Source organism: Chromatiaceae bacterium, from assembly GCA_016714645.1.
Taxonomy (GTDB): domain Bacteria; phylum Pseudomonadota; class Gammaproteobacteria; order Chromatiales; family Chromatiaceae; genus M0108.
This window is the reverse complement of the sequence record JADKCI010000004.1, coordinates 23,466-39,105: the sequence shown is the minus strand read 5'-3', so window position 1 is coordinate 39,105 and position 15,640 is coordinate 23,466. Positions and strand designations below refer to the sequence as shown.

Below are 15,640 nucleotides of genomic sequence, written 5' to 3'. Positions count from 1 at the left end.
CGCATCCTGCGCGCCGGCCGACTGCAAGCCACCCACGCCCAGGATCAAGGACACTGCCATGAAAGCGAGCCTATGCATTCTTGCCATATTGAGAACCTCGTTTTATTGGTTGATGGGGGCCGTAAGTCAGGCGTTCCCCGGGACACGTCGGCCTTCATTTTTTTGGCAGAGGGACACGACGGGCTTCCCGAGGTGCGGGTATTAGCTGCTCGTAGTCACAAAAACCGGCAGCGCGCCTGCCGCTACGGCTACCGCGCGGGTCTAGACCAACGAACTGACCGTCGGCCGATCGCCGGCGGTCAGTTCGAGCAGACCTACCTTCGTCTGCTGGGGTCAGCGACCGACCTGAATGCTGCTAAGCGAGCCCAACACGCCAAACGCCTGCAACAGCCAGAGCACGACTGCGATGACGACGACGATATTCAGGATGTTCTTGATCTTTCCGTCCATGGGGATATAGGCGTTGACGAGCCAAAGCAGTACGCCAACGACGATCAAGACAACGACTAGATTAATGAGTGGCATGGGCATTCTCCTGTTAGATCTTTACATTTATCGAGGGACCGTCCGCATCGATTCGATGCATTTAATCCTCCATTGTTGCCGCCGCTCATTCAGCCATTGTGAGCACGCGCGACGGGCAAATGAGGACGGACAACGACTCGCGTCCGCCCCTTTTTAATTTTAGCGCTTGATGCGGGAAATTTTTGTTCCCTCGATGCTGACGCCCGCCATCAATCCTTGTTGACTGAAAATAAACGCATAGGCGTCATCCTTCAGCGATGAAGTCGAAAGATTCTTTGCGACCCCTTCGTCCACCACGACAACGGTTGGGCCCACACCAATTTCCCAACCCTTCGTGTCTTCGACATAGCGTACGGCCTCATCTGTCATCAGAAACACCACGTATCCGTAGGACTGGGCACCGATCTGCAGACCCCAGGATCCGGTAACAGAGTTGTAATAATCGATGACTTTCGAGCCCTTCAGCAACTCGCCTTCGCCGTAGCCGCCGCCGAACACGAGGCCGGCCTTCACGATATTTGGAAAGACGAGCACCGCCTTAGCCGTGCGCGAAAGGGTCTCGGCAACAGGTTGGGCTTTATAGAGCGCCTGCAATGCCTGACTGGAATCCTTATCCAGATCCTCCGCGGTTGCCGCCCGTGCCGGGTTCAACACGACCATTGCAACGATCGATGCCATCGCGAGCACGAGGGTGCGGAGATTGCGTCGTATGCTATACATATTGAGTGGCCCTTACGGTTTAGATTGTCGTTGGAGACCGACCGGTAACATTGCCAGTCGAGCAGTCTTTGTCGCGGCGGGCCTCTCCCTACAAAAAACATTTTCCGAACGATAGCCGGCGGCAGCGACAACTGACCACAACGATACTGACATGACCAAATGCCGTCTGTACGGTGGTACACATAGGGCGGCACTCGTCCAACACCGAACCGGTCTGGAGCGGGCAGAGCCCACCTCCCGTGTGGTGTACCGCTGCCGCCCATGTGCCCATGTTCCGCACCAAATCCGAACTTGTCCAGGTTCCGAATTACCCCGTCTACTACGCGCCGCGACAGCGCACGAACTATTTCTTTTACGATGGTATGTACTGGGTCTACCACGACGACGACTGGTACAACGGGCCTTGGTGGCGCACCGCGCCTGAATATGTCCCGGAATACGTGTTACGAGTCCCGGTGCGCGATTACCGGCGTCCGCCAGCGTACTTTTAAGGGTGGCGGCGGGATGCGCCGCCACGTTGGGGCGAGCACTGGGGTCATGATTGGGAGCAGCGTCGACGCGGATGGGACAAATGGAACCACCGCTCCGCGCCAGCGCCAGCCCCCCTGCCCACCTATCAGCGGCAGTATTCGGGGAAAACGTATCCCAGGGTGGAGGAGCAGCACACGCTGCGAAAGCAGAAGTACCGTTACGAGCCGAAAGACGCTTTAGTGCGAGAGCATGTTCGCCCGCAGATACAAGGCGCGTCCGCACCTACCGCGCCAGAAAAGCAACTACAGCCCCAGCGCAAAGATGCCGGGAACGACGCGCGCGAGCGCGATCAGCCGCCAAGATCCGCTGCCTATTCCACGCCAACTGGACACCCATTCCAGCGCAAGCGGGACACCCGTTCCACGCCAACCTGGACCGTCGGAGCGAAGCTACGCGCGGGGTGGATGTTGTTTACGCTCGGGTGGGTTCCTCCGTCAATCTTGGTTGGATTTTTCGCAGGGATTCCCCGGCGAGGTTGAGGGGGTGGGCGTGGTGGACCAGGCGGTCGAGGATGGCATCGGCTACACCCCCCAAGGGGCTATTCCAGCGACGGCCCATGAACCGTCGCCAAAGCCCACGCCTGGGAAAATGGCGCTTGACAATATCAGAACATTCTAATATTCTAACTCCCCATGGACGGCGCACCGCACAACCAAGACGCCGCCCTTGCTGCTAACCAGAAACCAACGAGAGAGAAAATCACATGAAAAAGCTTGCTACTGCCGCCGCGATCGCTGCCCTGCTGGGTGTTTCCGCTTCTGCTTCCGCCTTCTGGGGCGGTGGTCCTTGGGGTAACAACGGCTACGGCAACGATGGCTGGGGCAACAACAACATGATGAACGACATGTTCGGCAATGGCGACGGCTACGGCGACTTCAGCATGAACATGAGCGGTGGTGGACGTGGCTATGGTCGCGGCAACAACCGCTACTACAACAGCTACTCCAATGGTTACGGCCCCGGCCCTTACGGCTACGGCGCCCCCTACGGCTATGCCCCTTACGGCGCTCCTTATGGCGCCCCCTACGGTGCCCCGCCCGCGCCCCCGGTCGCGCCCGCCGCGCCGGCCGCCCCCACCAAGTAAGGAGCCGCTGAGCTTAGGACATTCTCACGCACAGGGAGGTGCGTTTCACCCTGGGTCCCTTTCGGCGTCGGGGGAGGGTGGTCAGCATCTTAGCGGTAGCAAGTACCTTTCTCCGACGCCACCTATCCCTATCCCTATCCCTGCACTGGCCCACCACCCCTCGGGCTAGTGGCCTGCTTTACCAAAATCCTGAGTGATTCCGTTCTGGTGGCCATTGACAACGGCACTGCGCCCCCTGCCCGGGCGTCGTGCAGCCAGGCCAACACCTCGCCAGCATCATCCGCGGTCAACCCGGATGCGGCAGCCGGAAAGGCGCCGGCCGCATCGCCGGCCAGCGCGCCAAGCAGCGCGCCGCGGGCACGGTCGGTCGCAGCATTCATTGCCAGTTCGGCCCTATCCCCCCTTTTCACCCATGGCCAGCATTTCCCAGCCCGCGACGCCACCTCCAGCCAGACCAGGGCTAACGCCTGGCCAATTTCCGGCAACTCCCCCCGGCGGGGGGCAGGAGGACTCGACTCTTCCGACAGCGGGCGGGCTACCGGCTGGGCATGGTGAGCCTGCGAACTGCGCCAGCCGGAAGACCAGCCGCGCAACAGCGGCGCCAGGGATGGCGCTTCTGAATCTTCAGGTCGTGGCCACCCAAGCCAGGGACGGCGCGTAAATCCAGCCAGGGAGGGCGGAATCTGAGGTTGTGCGGGACTGGCGCGCGCCCTGCTGACCAGACCGTGACCGAGTTGGCGAGATGACGGGCTGGGCATGATGCAGGGTGTCAAGCGACACCAGGTATTGACAGCAATTCTAAATTTGCCGCCGTTGTCCGGGTGATCGAGAGCTATGCTCGATTCTGGTGTATATGAGCGGGGACTGATAGCGCTTGAGCAGGCGGCGCACCGTTGCTGACCATGTGGTTGTCGAGACCCAAAGCAGCAACGACAGAGGTGCGCCATGAGCAACGATACGAGGACGGGGACCCGAAGTGCAAGTGGGGATCGGGTGGAGCCGCTGGCCGAGCTGGGCCTGCCGCTGGAGGAGCGGGTGCGCCGCGGGGCGCGCGACATCCTGCAGCGCGCCATCGAGGCGGAGGTCCAGCAACTGCTCGAGGAATTCGCTGCGGTGTCGTTGATGGACGGACGCCGCGCGGTGGTGCGCAATGGGTATCTCCCGGCGCCTTGAGCCGACTGAAGGCACCGTGGAGCAAGGAGTACCGGGACTGGGCCAGCCGTTCGCTGGAGGAGAGCCGATACGCCTATTGGTGGGTCGACGGCATCGACACCACGTTGCGCACGAGTGACGATCCCCAGCTCTGCCTGCTGGTGATCATCGGGGTCACTGCTGATGGCACCCAGGAGTGGGTGGCCATCCGCGACGGGCGGCGCGAGTCCACCGAGTCCTGGCTCGATGTGCTGCGCGACCTCAAGGCCCGGGGTCTGCAAGCGGGTCCGCGCCTGGCCGTCGGCGACGGGGCGCTGGGGTTCTGGAGCGCGCTCGATCAGGTCTATCCCGACACCGCGCATCAGCGCTGCTGGTTCCACAAGATGGGCAACGTGCTCAGTGCGCTACCCAAAGCGCTGCATGGCAAGGCCAAGACGGATCTGCAGGCGCTCTGGATGGCCCCGACCCGCCAGGAGGCCAACCAAGCCCTCAAGCGCTTCCTCAGCCGCTATGGCGCCAAATACCTTAAGGCGACCGAGAAACTGGCGAAGGACCGCGGGGCCCTGCTCGCCTTCTTCGCCTTCCCGGCCGAGCACGGGGTGCCCCTGCGCACCACTAACCCGATCGAGTCGACCTTCGCCACCGTGCGCCAGCGTACCCGTCAGACCAAGAACGGCGTCACCCGCGCGACCTTCCTCGGTCTGGCCTTCAAACTGGCCGAGGAGGCCGCCAAGACCTGGCGGCGCATCCGTGCCCCCGAGAAAGTGGCCGAGCTGCTCGGCGGGGCACGCTACGCAGACGGCATTCCGGTGTCTGACGACCCGCCGGAGACCCAAGAGGAGCAACAGGAAGCCGCCTGACAAAACTCTGATCCCATGGTCATACACCAGATTTGACAATAGCTCTAGCTTCTCAGAAGTCCCTCATAACATAATGGTCTTAAATTTAGAACTGCTGATCCCGCCCAGCCCCCCTGGCGCAGGTAGCGCCTGACCGTGTTCCGACTCACCCCAAGCTCAGCAGCCATCCGCTTCGCACCCCAACCCAACTCGTGCAACCGCAGCATCGCGGACACCTCCTCCGGCTCTCGCATCGTCTCGCCTCTCTCTTTTCTTACTGCCCATGAAAAAGAGGCGTTGTAACGGGTTCTCGACATCGGTTCCTCCCGGCCCGCCAGGGGGTCAGTTTTCGATGTCGCCAGGGGGTCAGTTTGTGCTGTCGCCTAACACCTAGGGGACCAGGGAAAAGGGCTGGTTGCACGGGATGGCGCCACTGTCGATCCCCTTCGGGGCAAAAATAGGCCCTCAGGGGTAGGACAAAACCTCGGTTCAGGCTAGGATGCGAATCGTGCCCTTACCCCCTGGAGGTATCCCCTTGGAAGCTTCGACTCTGGCCGCCCGCGGTCCCGCCGCCCCCGTGCGCCCCCGCCCTTGGGCCCTGGCCCCCTGCGCCCTCGCCTTGCTGATCCTCCTGCCCGGCTGCAAGCCGGCGCAGACAACCCAGGAAGTCCCGGAACCCATCCGGCCGGTACGGGTGGTGACGGTGGAGGAACGCCCTGGCGGCGAGACCGTGACCCTCACCGGTACCGTTGCGGCCCAGGAGGACGTCGCCCTGGCCTTCCGAATCGGCGGCCAGTTGATCGAGCGCTCGGTGAATGTCGGCGATCAGGTCAGCACCGGCCAGGTCGTCGCCCGCCTGGACCCCTCTACCTGGAGCGATGCCGTACAGACCGCCCGCGCCAACCGCGCCGCCGCCCTGGCCCGCCTGGTGGAGGCACGCAATCAGGTGGAGCGCTTCGAGCCCCTGCTGCCCCGCGGCTTTGTCTCCCGTCAGATGTTCGACCAGGCGGTCGAGGCCCGCAACGCGGCCCAGGCCCTGGTGGACGCGGCCGAGGCCCAGGTCACCACCGCCGAGACCCAGCTCTCCTACACGGAGCTCATGGCCGACGGCCCAGGGGTGGTCACGGCCCGGGGGGCCGAGCCCGGCGAGGTGGTGGCCGCCGGGCGCATGGTGGTGCGCCTCGCCCGCAAGGGTGGGCGCGATGCGGTCTTCGATGTGCCCGCCCGGGTCAAGGACCAGGGCCACGCGGATCTCGAGGTCGCCGTGGCCATGAGCACCGACGCCAAGGTCGCGGCCCAGGGCCGGGTACGGGAGGTCTCCCCCGAGGCCGACCCGGTGACCCGCACCTTCCAGGTCCGGGTGGGCCTGTCCGAACCGCCCGAGGCCATGCGGCTGGGCTCCACGGTCACTGGCACCGTGCAGTTGGGCGGCAACCCGGGGATGGTCATCCCCGCCGCAGCCCTGACCGCCAGTCAGGGGGCGCCCGCCGTGTGGGTCATGGACCCAGCGGCCGGCACCGTGGCCTTACGCAATGTTGAGATTGCCGGATTCGAACTCGACCAGGTCCTAATCGCCGCGGGCCTGAGCAACGGCGAACTGGTGGTGACGGCGGGGGTCCAGTCCCTGAGGCCAGGACAGCGGGTGCGCCTGGCGGGCGCGCCACCGCCCTCGGCGGCGGACCCCGAGCCCAAGCTTGAGGCCTCGCTAGCGCCGCCCGCAGAGGCCAAGCGATGAGCGACTTCAACCTCTCCGAATGGGCCATCAAGAACCGCTCCGTGGTGTTCTTCTTGATGATCGTCTCGGTGGCGGCCGGAATCAGCGCCTTCTTCCAGCTTGGCCGCGCCGAAGACCCGCCCTTCACCTTCCGTACCATGGTGGTCAGCGCGGCCTGGCCGGGGGCGACCCTGGAGGAAACCACCTTGCAGGTCACGGAGCGCCTGGAGCGCACCCTGCAGGAGGTCCCCAACCTCGACAACCTGCGCAGCTTCACCAAGCCGGGCGTCACCACCATCTTTGTAGACCTGACCGGCGACACCGACCCCAAGGCCGTGGAAGACACCTGGTATCAGGTCCGCAAGAAGGTGGGTGACATGCGCCACACCCTGCCCCAGGGGCTCATCGGGCCGGGCTTCAACGACGAGTTCGGTGACACCTACGGCATCATCTACGGCTTCAACGCGGACGGCTTCAGCCACCGGGAGCTGCGTGACTACGTGGAGGAGGTCAGGTCCAAGCTCCTGCGGGTACCCGACGTCTCCAAGGTCAGCGTCCTGGGGGCTCAGGACGAGCGCATCTACGTCGAGTTTGATATGCGCACCCTGGCCGGCCTGGGCTTCGACCCCAGCGCCCTGGTGGCGGCCCTGGCGGCCCAGAACGTGGTGCGCCCCACCGGAGTCATCCAGACCGGGGATGAGAGCATCTCGCTGCGGGTGTCTGGGGCCTTCCGCTCCGAGGCAGACCTGCTGGCGGTCAACTTTGCCATCGGCGACCGGATGCTGCGGCTCGGGGACGTCGCCCAGGTCCGCCGCGGCCTGGCCGACCCGCCCCAACCCATGTTCCGTGTCAACGGGAAGGACGCCCTAGGGCTCGCCATCGTCATGCGCGACGGCGGCGACATCCTCTTGCTCGGGGAAAACATCCGGCAGGCCATGCAGGGGATCATCGCGGAGCTGCCCATCGGCATCGAGGCGGTGCGGGTGGCCAACCAGCCGCGGACGGTGGACGCGGCGATCAACGACTTCACCACCTCCCTCTGGCAGGCCATCGCCATCATCCTGGGGGTGAGCTTCCTGAGCCTGGGGGTGCGGGCCGGGACCGTGGTGGCCCTGGCCATCCCGCTGGTGCTAACCACCGTCTTCGCCATCATGAACATCCTGGACATCGACCTGCAGCGCATCTCGCTGGGCGCCCTGATCATCGCCCTGGCGCTCCTGGTGGACGATGCCCTGACTACGGTGGACGCCATGTCCCGGCGACTGGCCATGGGCGAGGCCAAGGAGGCGGCGGCAACCTATGCCTACCGGACCCTGGCCTTCGCCATGCTGACCGGGACCCTGGTCACCATCGCCGGCTTCGTGCCCGTGGGCTTTGCCGCCAGCTCGGCCGGCGAATACACCTTCGACATCTTCGCCGTGGTCGGCATCACCCTGCTGGTCTCCTGGTTCGTCGCCGTAGTCTTCGCCCCCCTGCTCGGGATGCTGCTCCTGGTCCCGCCCAAGACCCCGGCCGATGAGTCCAAACCCGGCGCCCTGCTGCGGGCCTACCGCGCCCTGCTCAATGGGGCCATCCGGCTGCGCTGGCTGACCATGGCGGTGACCGTGGCCGCCTTCGCCGTCTCGCTCTGGGCCATGGATCGGGTCCCGCGCCAGTTCTTCCCGGCCTCCGACCGCACCGACCTGTTGGTGGACATCAGCCTGCCCCAGAACGCCTCCATCCATGCCACGGCCCGGGAGGCCGACCGGCTCGATGCCCTGCTCGGCGCCGACCCGGACGTCGCCCATTGGAGCACCTATGTCGGCTGGGGAGCGGTGCGCTTCTATCTGCCGCTCAACGTCCAGTTGCCCAACCCCTTCTTCACCCAGGCGGTCGTGGTCGCCAAGGACGTGGCGGCCCGGGAACGGCTGGAGGTCAAGCTCGACCAGTACCTCAAGGAAGAGATCCCCCAGGCCATCACCCGGGTCGCCCCCTTGGAGCTTGGGCCCCCGGTGGGCTGGCCCATCCAGTACCGGGTCCTGGGCGACGACCTGGACCAGTTGCGTGAGATCGCCCTGGAGCTCGGCCAGATCGTGGCCGGGCACCACGGGACCCGGGATCTGAACTTCGACTGGATGGAGCCCGGCCGGCAGTTACGCATCCGCATTGACCAGGATCAGGTCCGGCGCCTGGGGCTGTCCTCGGCGGCGGTCGCCTCTGTGCTCAACACCCACATCACCGGGACCACCGTCACCCAGGTCCGCGACGATATCTATCTGATCGACGTGGTGGCCCGGGAGCGGGAGGGACAGCGCGTGTCCTTTGCCACCCTGAGGACCCTGGAGGTCCCACTGCCGGACGGGCGCACCGTGCCCCTGGACCAGCTCGCCACCTTCGATTACGGCCAGGAGTACCCCATGATCTGGCGCCGGGACCGGGTACCGACCCTCACGGTCCAGGCCGATGTGGCCCCTGGGCTCCTGCCGGACGCGGTGGTCGCGGACCTGACTCCGGCGATCGAGGCGCTGAATGCCCGGCTACCCGCGGGCTATCGGATCGAGGTCGGCGGCTCGGTGGAGGAGAGCGCCGCCTCCCAGGCGTCCGTCATGGCCGTGGTGCCCCTGATGCTCCTGCTCATGATCGCGCTGCTCATGTTCCAACTGCGCAGTTTCGCATTGCTGGTCATCGTCCTCAGCGTCGTACCCCTGGGCCTGATCGGGGTGGTCGGGGCACTGCTGCTGTCCGGCCAACCCCTGGGGTTCGTCGCCATCCTCGGGGTACTGGCCCTGATCGGCATGATCGCCAAGAACTCGGTCATCCTCATCAGCCAGATCGAGCAGGAACGCGAAACGGGCAAGCCCCTGCAGGCGGCCGTGGTGGACGCCAGCGCCTCGCGCCTGAGGCCCATCATGCTCACGGCCCTCTCCACTATCCTGGGGCTCATCCCCATTGCTCCGACCGTGTTCTGGGGGCCCATGGCCTTCGCCATCATGGGCGGCCTGCTGGTGGCGACCCTCCTCACCCTGGTCTTCCTGCCGGTACTCTATGTGACGGGGTATCGGGGTACTGCCGAGCGACCTTCGCAGCCGCAATGAAGAACGTGGGTGCAGTCGGTGGGGGTGATATTCGGTGCCAATGTGGGTAGGAGAGTGATGGTGCAGCCCCCCACTTACTTTCCTTCGTGGTCGGCTAGGAATTTTCCTACCAGCATGGCAACGAGAATGGTCATGTACAGCGGACCGGCAAGGCCGATGAGCATCACCACGGATCGGGTCAGGTGGGAAACAGCCGTCACGTCCCCAAAACCCACGGTAGTCAGGGTAATAATCGCCAAATAGAGATAGTCGCTGAATTCGGGTGAACCCTGGCTGGGGAGAGCGATGCCGGCGCTTTCCGCGCCGTTCAGGAAGACATGGACGGCATCAGCGATGTTCAGCAGTACGGCGCCAAGCACGCCGAGCAGCAGGTAGCCGTTGACTGAACTCAGAATGATGGTCGGCGTCACGATTCGACTGCGGGCGATATGGCGGATCATCAGTACGACGATAACGGCCAGCGTCACCGAGGACGTCGCGAAGTCGATCAGGGACAGCAGGTCATTGTCGTTGAAATGATGGATCCAGGTGGTGCCGGTCGTTAGGGTCGCGAGTGACAAGAGGAGCATCCGGGACTGAGCGGAAAACTCAAGCGAGAAAATCCCGGAAAAGAAGACTGCGGAGAGCAGCAGATCGCGAACCAGCAACCTGTCCGCCTGGAACAGCGGGTAGAACAGGATCAGGACCAGCAAGGAGACGAGAAGGATGACGTTGTTGCGTGCGAGGTGTTGCGGTTTCATCAACCCACTTCCGGTAGCTGCAGGTGCTTCGAGAAAAAGCGGGAAAACCCGCTCCGGGATTTTATACGCCACGCCACGGCATTGCACGGACCTGGCTATTAGCCTTGACAGGGTCCGCCGACAGGGCCGGCAATCTCCCCGTTGGCAACGTCTTTGATATAGTCGCCGGCCCCTCTTCGTTGCCTCCGGGTAAGGCGAGCCCCTCCCCCCGATCAAGGCCGCGGAGGCCCAGCCTCCCACCAGATCCCTTTAGCACCCATGGCCAGCACCCACCGCATCGCCCGCGCCCTTGGTCTCGCCCGCTCCCTGGGCCTCTACTACGGCAATCCCCTGCGCAACCGGCGGCTGGCCCGCCTCTACGCCCCCTTCCTGGGGCCCGGCGCCCTGGGCTTCGACATCGGCGCCCATGTGGGCAACCGGGTAAGGTGCTGGCGCGCCCTGGGCGCCCGGGTCGTCGCGGTGGAGCCCCAGCCAGACCTGCTGCGGATCCTGTCCCTGCTCTACGGCCGCGACCCGGCAGTAACCCTGGTCTCGGAGGCGGTCGGCGCCCGGCCGGGGCAGGCCCCGCTCTGGGTGAGCGATCGCCACCCCACCGTCACCACCCTCTCCGCCGCCTGGGCCGAGGAGGTTGGCCGGGGGCCCGACTTTCGCGGCGTGCGCTGGCGCCAGGCCGGGGAGGTGCGGGTGACGACCCTGGACGCGCTGATCCGCCGCTTCGGCGTGCCGGACTTCGTCAAGATCGACGTGGAGGGCCTGGAGGCGGGAGGTTCTCGCTGGCCTCTCCCGGCCTCCGCCCGCCCTCTCCTTCGAATACCTGACGGCGGCCCGGGACCGGGCCCTGGCCTGCGTAGAACGGCTGGAGGCCCTGGGGGAGTATCGCTACAACTGGTCCCCCGGCGAGAGCCACCAGCTCGCCTCAGCCGGCTGGCTGGACGCCGCCGGGATGCGGGCCGCCCTCGCCCGCCTGACCCAGGGCTCCGGGGACGTTTACGCCTGGCGCGCGGATGTCGTCGGCGGGACCCGAGCCGAAGGCCCGCAGCAAGGCCTGGGTGAGATCCGCCATGCCGCCCAGGGCCGGGCGCCGGGGGACCAGGCCGGGGACGAAGCCCTCGGCCACAAAGGCATCCCGGACCTCCGCCCGCTGGGTGATAAGGTGGACCGGGACCTCCCAGGAGGCCCCCTCCCCGCTGACGGCGGCCAGGGGCTGGTGGTCCCCGAGCACCAGCAGCACCAGATCCAGGTCGGGCCGGAGCCGTAGCCAGCCGGCGACGACCCGCAAGAGATAGGCCACCGCGTCCCCATAGGCGGGGCCCAGGTCCGACAGAACGCCCGCCTCGCCGCCCGCCGGGTCAAGCTCTTGCTTGATCTCCGCCCGGTCGAAGGGGTCCGCGGTGAGGATGCGGCCCCAGTCCGGCTGGTAAGGCGGCGTGGGCCGGAAGGGGGCATGGGAGCTGATGGTGGGAAAGACGGCGAGACGCGGCCGGCCATCGCCCCCGGTCAGCTCCGCCGCATCCAGCCGGGCCAGGGCGAACTGGTCCGGGATGCGCCACCAGCCCAATGCCGGGCCCGGATAGTCGAGGGCCGGGGCATCCAGAATGGCCTCGTAGCCGTAGAAGGCGCCCTCGGGCCAGTCGTACCTCAGTCCCGGCATCACCCCCAGGGTGCGGTACCCCGCCCGGGCGAAGGGCTGGACCAGGGTCTCCCGCGACTGCGTCAGCAAGCGGTTGTAATCCTCGTCCCCCGTCACCTCCACACCCGACAGGAGGCTGGCGTGGGCCAGCCAGGAGCCGCCGGCGAAGGTCGGCGACCGCACCCAGGCGGAGACCGCCTCGCGCCCGGTCTCGGCCAGGGCGGCGGCCAGGTCGGCGCGGGCGGGAGCCAGGGCCGCCGCCAGATGGGGCTGGTCGAAGGTCGCCGCCCCATAGGACTCGGCGAAGAGGATGACGACGTGGGCCCCCCGCACCCGGCCGAGGTCGGAGTCGAGCCGGGGGCTCGGCGGCGGCCCCGGCGCGCCTGCCCGGGCCTGGGGCTCCGGGGCTTGGGTGTTCGAGGTATGGGGGTCCGGGGTATGTGTGTCCGAGGCTTGGGCGTCCGGCGCTTGGGCGTCCAAGGCTTGGGGGACGAGGCGGAGTTGTTCGGCCAGGGCCAGGCTTACCGGGCGCGAGAACCCCGGCCCCCAGGCCAGGCCTGGACTCGCCAGCCCCACCAGGTAGGCGGCGAACGTGACCCCGCCGAGCAGTATCAGCAGCCTGCGGGGGGCAACCGCCTCCAGAGCCGCCGCCACCCGCCCCAGGGCCCAGCGCAGGCCGACAAAGATGACCCCCAGTAGGAGCAGGAATGCCAGCGGCAGGCCCAGCAACAGGGTCCAGGGCGCCGCCTGGGCCAGCATGGGGATCACCTCGGGCAGATAGCGGGCATCGGCGATCAGGTCGATGGGTCGCCCGTAGAGGGCCGGGGCCATCACCGCCAGGTAGCGACCCAGCACCAGCAGGGTCAGAATCCCCGCGAGGCCAGCGATCAGGCGCCGCGACGGCCGTCGTCCGTAACCCGCGCCCAGTGCAAGAAGCAGCACCAGGCCAGCGATCTCCGGGGCCAGTTCCCAGCGCCACTCCACCCAGAGGGTCGGCCAGCGGCCATGGAAGCTGAGGGCCGCGTTGAGCAACCAGAGGGCAACGCCAAGAACCAGCCAGGGGCGCCAGGCCGTCCAGGTCAGGCTCTCGGCAAGGCCATTAGCGGCGCCAACGACCAGGGGTGCCGGCCGCCGGGCGAGCCAGACAATATCCACGGCGAAGGAGTAGCAGAGGAGCGCCAGCCCGCTAGCCGCCACCCACCCGGCCCAGGCCGCGGGCAGGATGGGCGCCAGGGCCAGAGTGAGCGTCAGAACCTGCGCCACGCAGATCGCCTGGCGGCGCCGGCTCGGCGGCAAAGGCTGACGCAGCCAGGGCCATAAATAGGCCCCGAACACAAAGACATAACGCATGGCCCCGGCGGCCAGCACCCATGGCCCGACGCGGTCCAGGTTCCAGAGCAGCAGGGCCAGCCCCGCCACCAGCAGGGCATCCACCTCCATGTCGAGGCGGGCGCCCAAGGGGCTGGCCCAGCCATACCGGCGGGCGAGGTAGCCATCGACCCCGTCCAGGGCCGTCGCCAGCAGCGCCAGGGCCAGGGCGGTCCAGGCCAGGCCCGCGCCCATCGCCTCCCCCAGCCCCGCGTCGCCCCCCTCCCCAGCCAGGGCGATCAGCAGGGCCGTCAGAACCCCGCGCGCCAGCGTGACCTGGTTGGCCGGCCCCAGCCGCGTCCGGGGCCAGTGCAGCGGCAGAAAACCCAGCAGCACCAGCAGAATCAGGCCGTAGACGGCCAGGGCCTTGGGGACATAGGCCTCCCCCAGTCCCAGGAAACCGGCGAGCCCCATACCAAGGCCCAGGGTCAAGCCGAGGCCGGCGAGGCCATTGACCCAGGCGTTGCGCCAGAGGTCCGAGGCGAACGCTCGACGTGAGGGCTGGGCGTTCTTCATCCGCTTGCATCTCCCAAAATGGGAACTAGAATATCCGGATGCGCATCATTTCGAAAAGCACGCTGAGGAAATTTTGGGAGCATCCCCCGCATGCCGATGCGCGAGGCCCCCTGGAGGCCTGGTATGAAGAGGCTGCGCAGGCCTCATGGACTTGCCCAGGGGACATCAAGAGGCTGTACCGCCATGCCAGCCTTTGTGGCAACAATCGCGTGGTATTCAATATTGCTGGCAACAAGTACCGACTGGTGGTGGAAATGCAATACCAGGCGGGGATTGCCTGGGTGAAATTTGTCGGCACCCATGCCCAATACGATCGCATTGATGTGGAAACCGTAAATGACTATTAAGCCGATCCGAAATGATGATGACCTGCGCGCCGCTTTTGGCCGCCTTGAGGCCATTTTTCAGGCGGCGCCAGGGTCGCCCGAGGCCGACGAGAGGGACGTACTGGTTACCTTGGTCGAAGCCTACGAAAACCAGCACTGGCCCATTGGCCCCGCGGACCCGGTGGAGGCCATCAAATTCCGTATGGAACAACAGGGTTTGGTGGCGAAGGATCTGGAGGCCTTCATTGGGCCGAGCGGTCGCGTCTCGGAAGTGCTGAACCGCAAACGAGGGCTCAGTCCGCGCATGGTGCAACGCCTGCATCAGGGTCTGCGGATTCCCTACGAAAGCCTGCTGTCGCGGGCGGAATAAGTCGCCTGCTGCCTGATAAATGTCCAGGGGCGAACGACGCCGGTAGCCAGCATCCCGAGCCCTCAACGGATACGGGTGAGGCTGAATGGCAAGGTCCCCTCCCCGTCCGCCGCGGCTGCCCGGGGTTCGCAATCGAAAAGGATATCCTCGCCCATGCGAAAGATCCGGCAACCGGGGCGCAGGCAATCGCCGAGGGCGGCGGGCGCCGGCAGACTCAGACCGCGCCGGCCGGTGCCGATCAGGAGGGGGGCCACCGCCACCTGCAGGCGATCCAGCAGCCCGGCGGCCAGGAAGCTGGACACAGTCAGGCCGCCACCCTCGACGAACAGCCGCCGCAGCCCGCGCCGGTGGAGCGCCGCGACCAGGGCGTCCAGCCGCGGGCGACCCTCGGGGGTGGCCGGCACCGTCAAAACCTCCGCCTGGCCCTGATGTCGGGGCCCCGCCCGCCCCTCGGCCCGGACCAGCAGGGTCGGCGCGGCCCCGTCCTGGAAGAGGTGCCGCTCCGCCGGGAGCCGCAGGCGGGGATCGAGCACCACCCGGACCGGATTGTCGCCAGGCACCAGCCGGGTGGTCAGCCGCGGGTTGTCGGCGGCCACTGTCTCGGCCCCCACCAGAACGGCATCGCAGAGGGCGCGCAGGCAATGCAGGTGCAGGATGTTTTCCGGACCGGTGACGAAGCAGGACTCCCCCTGGGTGGTGGCGATAAAGCCATCGAGGCTCTGCCCCAGGTGGCCCAGGGTCAGGGTCTCGCCAGGGTGGCGGGGCAGCAGCGGCAGGTAGAGATCAAGCAGGGCCCGCGCCTCGCCTTGGGCGGCGGGGGCTAGCCCCCAGTCCGACCCCGGGGACCAGGTGATGAGGGCCTCGGTCGCGGCCTCGGTCACGGGTTTCAGCCCCGCAACCGCATCCGCCGCGAAGGTGGTTGGGCCCTCGGGCAGAGTCCCGCGCCGGACCAGACGCTGGGTACCCAGAAGGGTGGACCAGGCCAGGCTCGCCGCTGGGCCCAGCGTCGGCAGGGGCCGGGAGGCCTTGCTCTGGGCTAATGCCACAACCC

10 protein-coding genes and 3 pseudogenes are annotated in these 15,640 nt (G+C 66.5%); 8 read left to right on the top strand and 5 right to left on the bottom strand.

Annotated elements, in window-relative coordinates; translation table 11 throughout:
* Positions 1–333 precede the first annotated feature (333 nt).
* Together IPN92_12020 and IPN92_12015 are read right to left on the bottom strand one after the other, a co-directional pair.
* Positions 334–525, bottom strand: coding sequence for a hypothetical protein (locus IPN92_12020; GenBank protein ID MBK8638954.1), 192 nt, complete (start codon positions 523–525; stop codon positions 334–336).
* A 159-nt stretch (positions 526–684) separates the two neighbouring features.
* Positions 685–1,245 (bottom strand): twin-arginine translocation pathway signal protein, encoded by a 561-nt coding sequence (locus IPN92_12015; GenBank protein ID MBK8638953.1) that lies wholly within the window; start codon positions 1,243–1,245, stop codon positions 685–687.
* A gap of 239 nt (positions 1,246–1,484) precedes the next feature.
* On the opposite strand from IPN92_12015, the gene IPN92_12010 reads away from it, so the two are divergent.
* The 3 genes and pseudogenes from IPN92_12010 to IPN92_12000 all read left to right on the top strand — a co-directional run bounded on the left by IPN92_12010 (position 1,485) and on the right by IPN92_12000 (position 4,872).
* Complete coding sequence (locus tag IPN92_12010) at positions 1,485–1,736, top strand: hypothetical protein (GenBank protein MBK8638952.1); 252 nt, start codon at positions 1,485–1,487, stop codon at positions 1,734–1,736.
* A 743-nt stretch (positions 1,737–2,479) separates the two neighbouring features.
* Complete coding sequence (locus IPN92_12005; GenBank protein MBK8638951.1) at positions 2,480–2,860, top strand: sulfur globule protein CV1; 381 nt, start codon at positions 2,480–2,482, stop codon at positions 2,858–2,860.
* A gap of 945 nt (positions 2,861–3,805) precedes the next feature.
* Positions 3,806–4,872: pseudogene (locus IPN92_12000) on the top strand (IS256 family transposase).
* Positions 4,873–4,979: 107 nt separating this feature from the next.
* Here IPN92_12000 and IPN92_11995 read toward each other — a convergent pair.
* A pseudogene (locus tag IPN92_11995) lies at positions 4,980–5,105 on the bottom strand (helix-turn-helix domain-containing protein).
* Positions 5,106–5,350: 245 nt separating this feature from the next.
* Between IPN92_11995 and IPN92_11990 the strand changes: the two are divergent.
* Positions 5,351–6,586: an efflux RND transporter periplasmic adaptor subunit gene (locus tag IPN92_11990; GenBank protein MBK8638950.1), complete on the top strand. Its 1,236-nt coding sequence runs from the start codon at positions 5,351–5,353 to the stop codon at positions 6,584–6,586.
* Positions 6,583–9,639, top strand: a complete 3,057-nt coding sequence (locus tag IPN92_11985; protein MBK8638949.1) for an efflux RND transporter permease subunit — start codon at positions 6,583–6,585, stop codon at positions 9,637–9,639. Before IPN92_11990 ends, IPN92_11985 begins: the two co-directional genes overlap by 4 nt.
* Before the next feature lie 74 nt (positions 9,640–9,713).
* Here the strand turns inward: IPN92_11985 and IPN92_11980 are convergent, their stop codons facing one another.
* Positions 9,714–10,379 (bottom strand): two pore domain potassium channel family protein, encoded by a 666-nt coding sequence (locus tag IPN92_11980; GenBank protein ID MBK8638948.1) that lies wholly within the window; start codon positions 10,377–10,379, stop codon positions 9,714–9,716.
* 258 nt (positions 10,380–10,637) lie between these two features.
* Here IPN92_11980 and IPN92_11975 point away from each other — a divergent pair.
* The 3 genes and pseudogenes from IPN92_11975 to IPN92_11965 all read left to right on the top strand — a co-directional run bounded on the left by IPN92_11975 (position 10,638) and on the right by IPN92_11965 (position 14,589).
* Positions 10,638–11,637: pseudogene (locus IPN92_11975) on the top strand (FkbM family methyltransferase).
* 2,294 nt (positions 11,638–13,931) lie between these two features.
* Positions 13,932–14,240, top strand: coding sequence for a type II toxin-antitoxin system HigB family toxin (locus IPN92_11970; protein ID MBK8638947.1), 309 nt, complete (start codon positions 13,932–13,934; stop codon positions 14,238–14,240).
* Entirely contained in the window at positions 14,230–14,589 is a 360-nt protein-coding gene (locus IPN92_11965; protein MBK8638946.1) for a transcriptional regulator, read from the top strand. Before IPN92_11970 ends, IPN92_11965 begins: the two co-directional genes overlap by 11 nt.
* Positions 14,590–14,651: 62 nt before the next feature.
* Here the strand turns inward: IPN92_11965 and IPN92_11960 are convergent, their stop codons facing one another.
* Positions 14,652–15,635 carry a RibD family protein gene (locus IPN92_11960; GenBank protein ID MBK8638945.1) on the bottom strand — a complete coding sequence of 328 codons (984 nt, stop codon included), beginning with the start codon at positions 15,633–15,635 and terminating at the stop codon, positions 14,652–14,654.
* Positions 15,636–15,640 lie beyond the last annotated feature (5 nt).

Excerpts from the sequence above, each read along its gene's own strand:
- IPN92_12020 (MBK8638954.1), bottom strand. The coding sequence starts at position 525 with ATGCCACTCATTAATCTAGTCGTTGTCTTGATCGTCGTTGGCGTACTG.
- IPN92_12015 (MBK8638953.1), bottom strand. The coding sequence starts at position 1,245 with ATGTATAGCATACGACGCAATCTCCGCACCCTCGTGCTCGCGATGGCA.
- IPN92_12005 (MBK8638951.1), top strand. The coding sequence starts at position 2,480 with ATGAAAAAGCTTGCTACTGCCGCCGCGATCGCTGCCCTGCTGGGTGTT.
- IPN92_11990 (MBK8638950.1), top strand. The coding sequence starts at position 5,351 with ATGCGAATCGTGCCCTTACCCCCTGGAGGTATCCCCTTGGAAGCTTCG.
- IPN92_11985 (MBK8638949.1), top strand. The coding sequence starts at position 6,583 with ATGAGCGACTTCAACCTCTCCGAATGGGCCATCAAGAACCGCTCCGTG.
- IPN92_11980 (MBK8638948.1), bottom strand. The coding sequence starts at position 10,379 with ATGAAACCGCAACACCTCGCACGCAACAACGTCATCCTTCTCGTCTCC.
- IPN92_11970 (MBK8638947.1), top strand. The coding sequence starts at position 13,932 with ATGCGCATCATTTCGAAAAGCACGCTGAGGAAATTTTGGGAGCATCCC.
- IPN92_11965 (MBK8638946.1), top strand. The coding sequence starts at position 14,230 with ATGACTATTAAGCCGATCCGAAATGATGATGACCTGCGCGCCGCTTTT.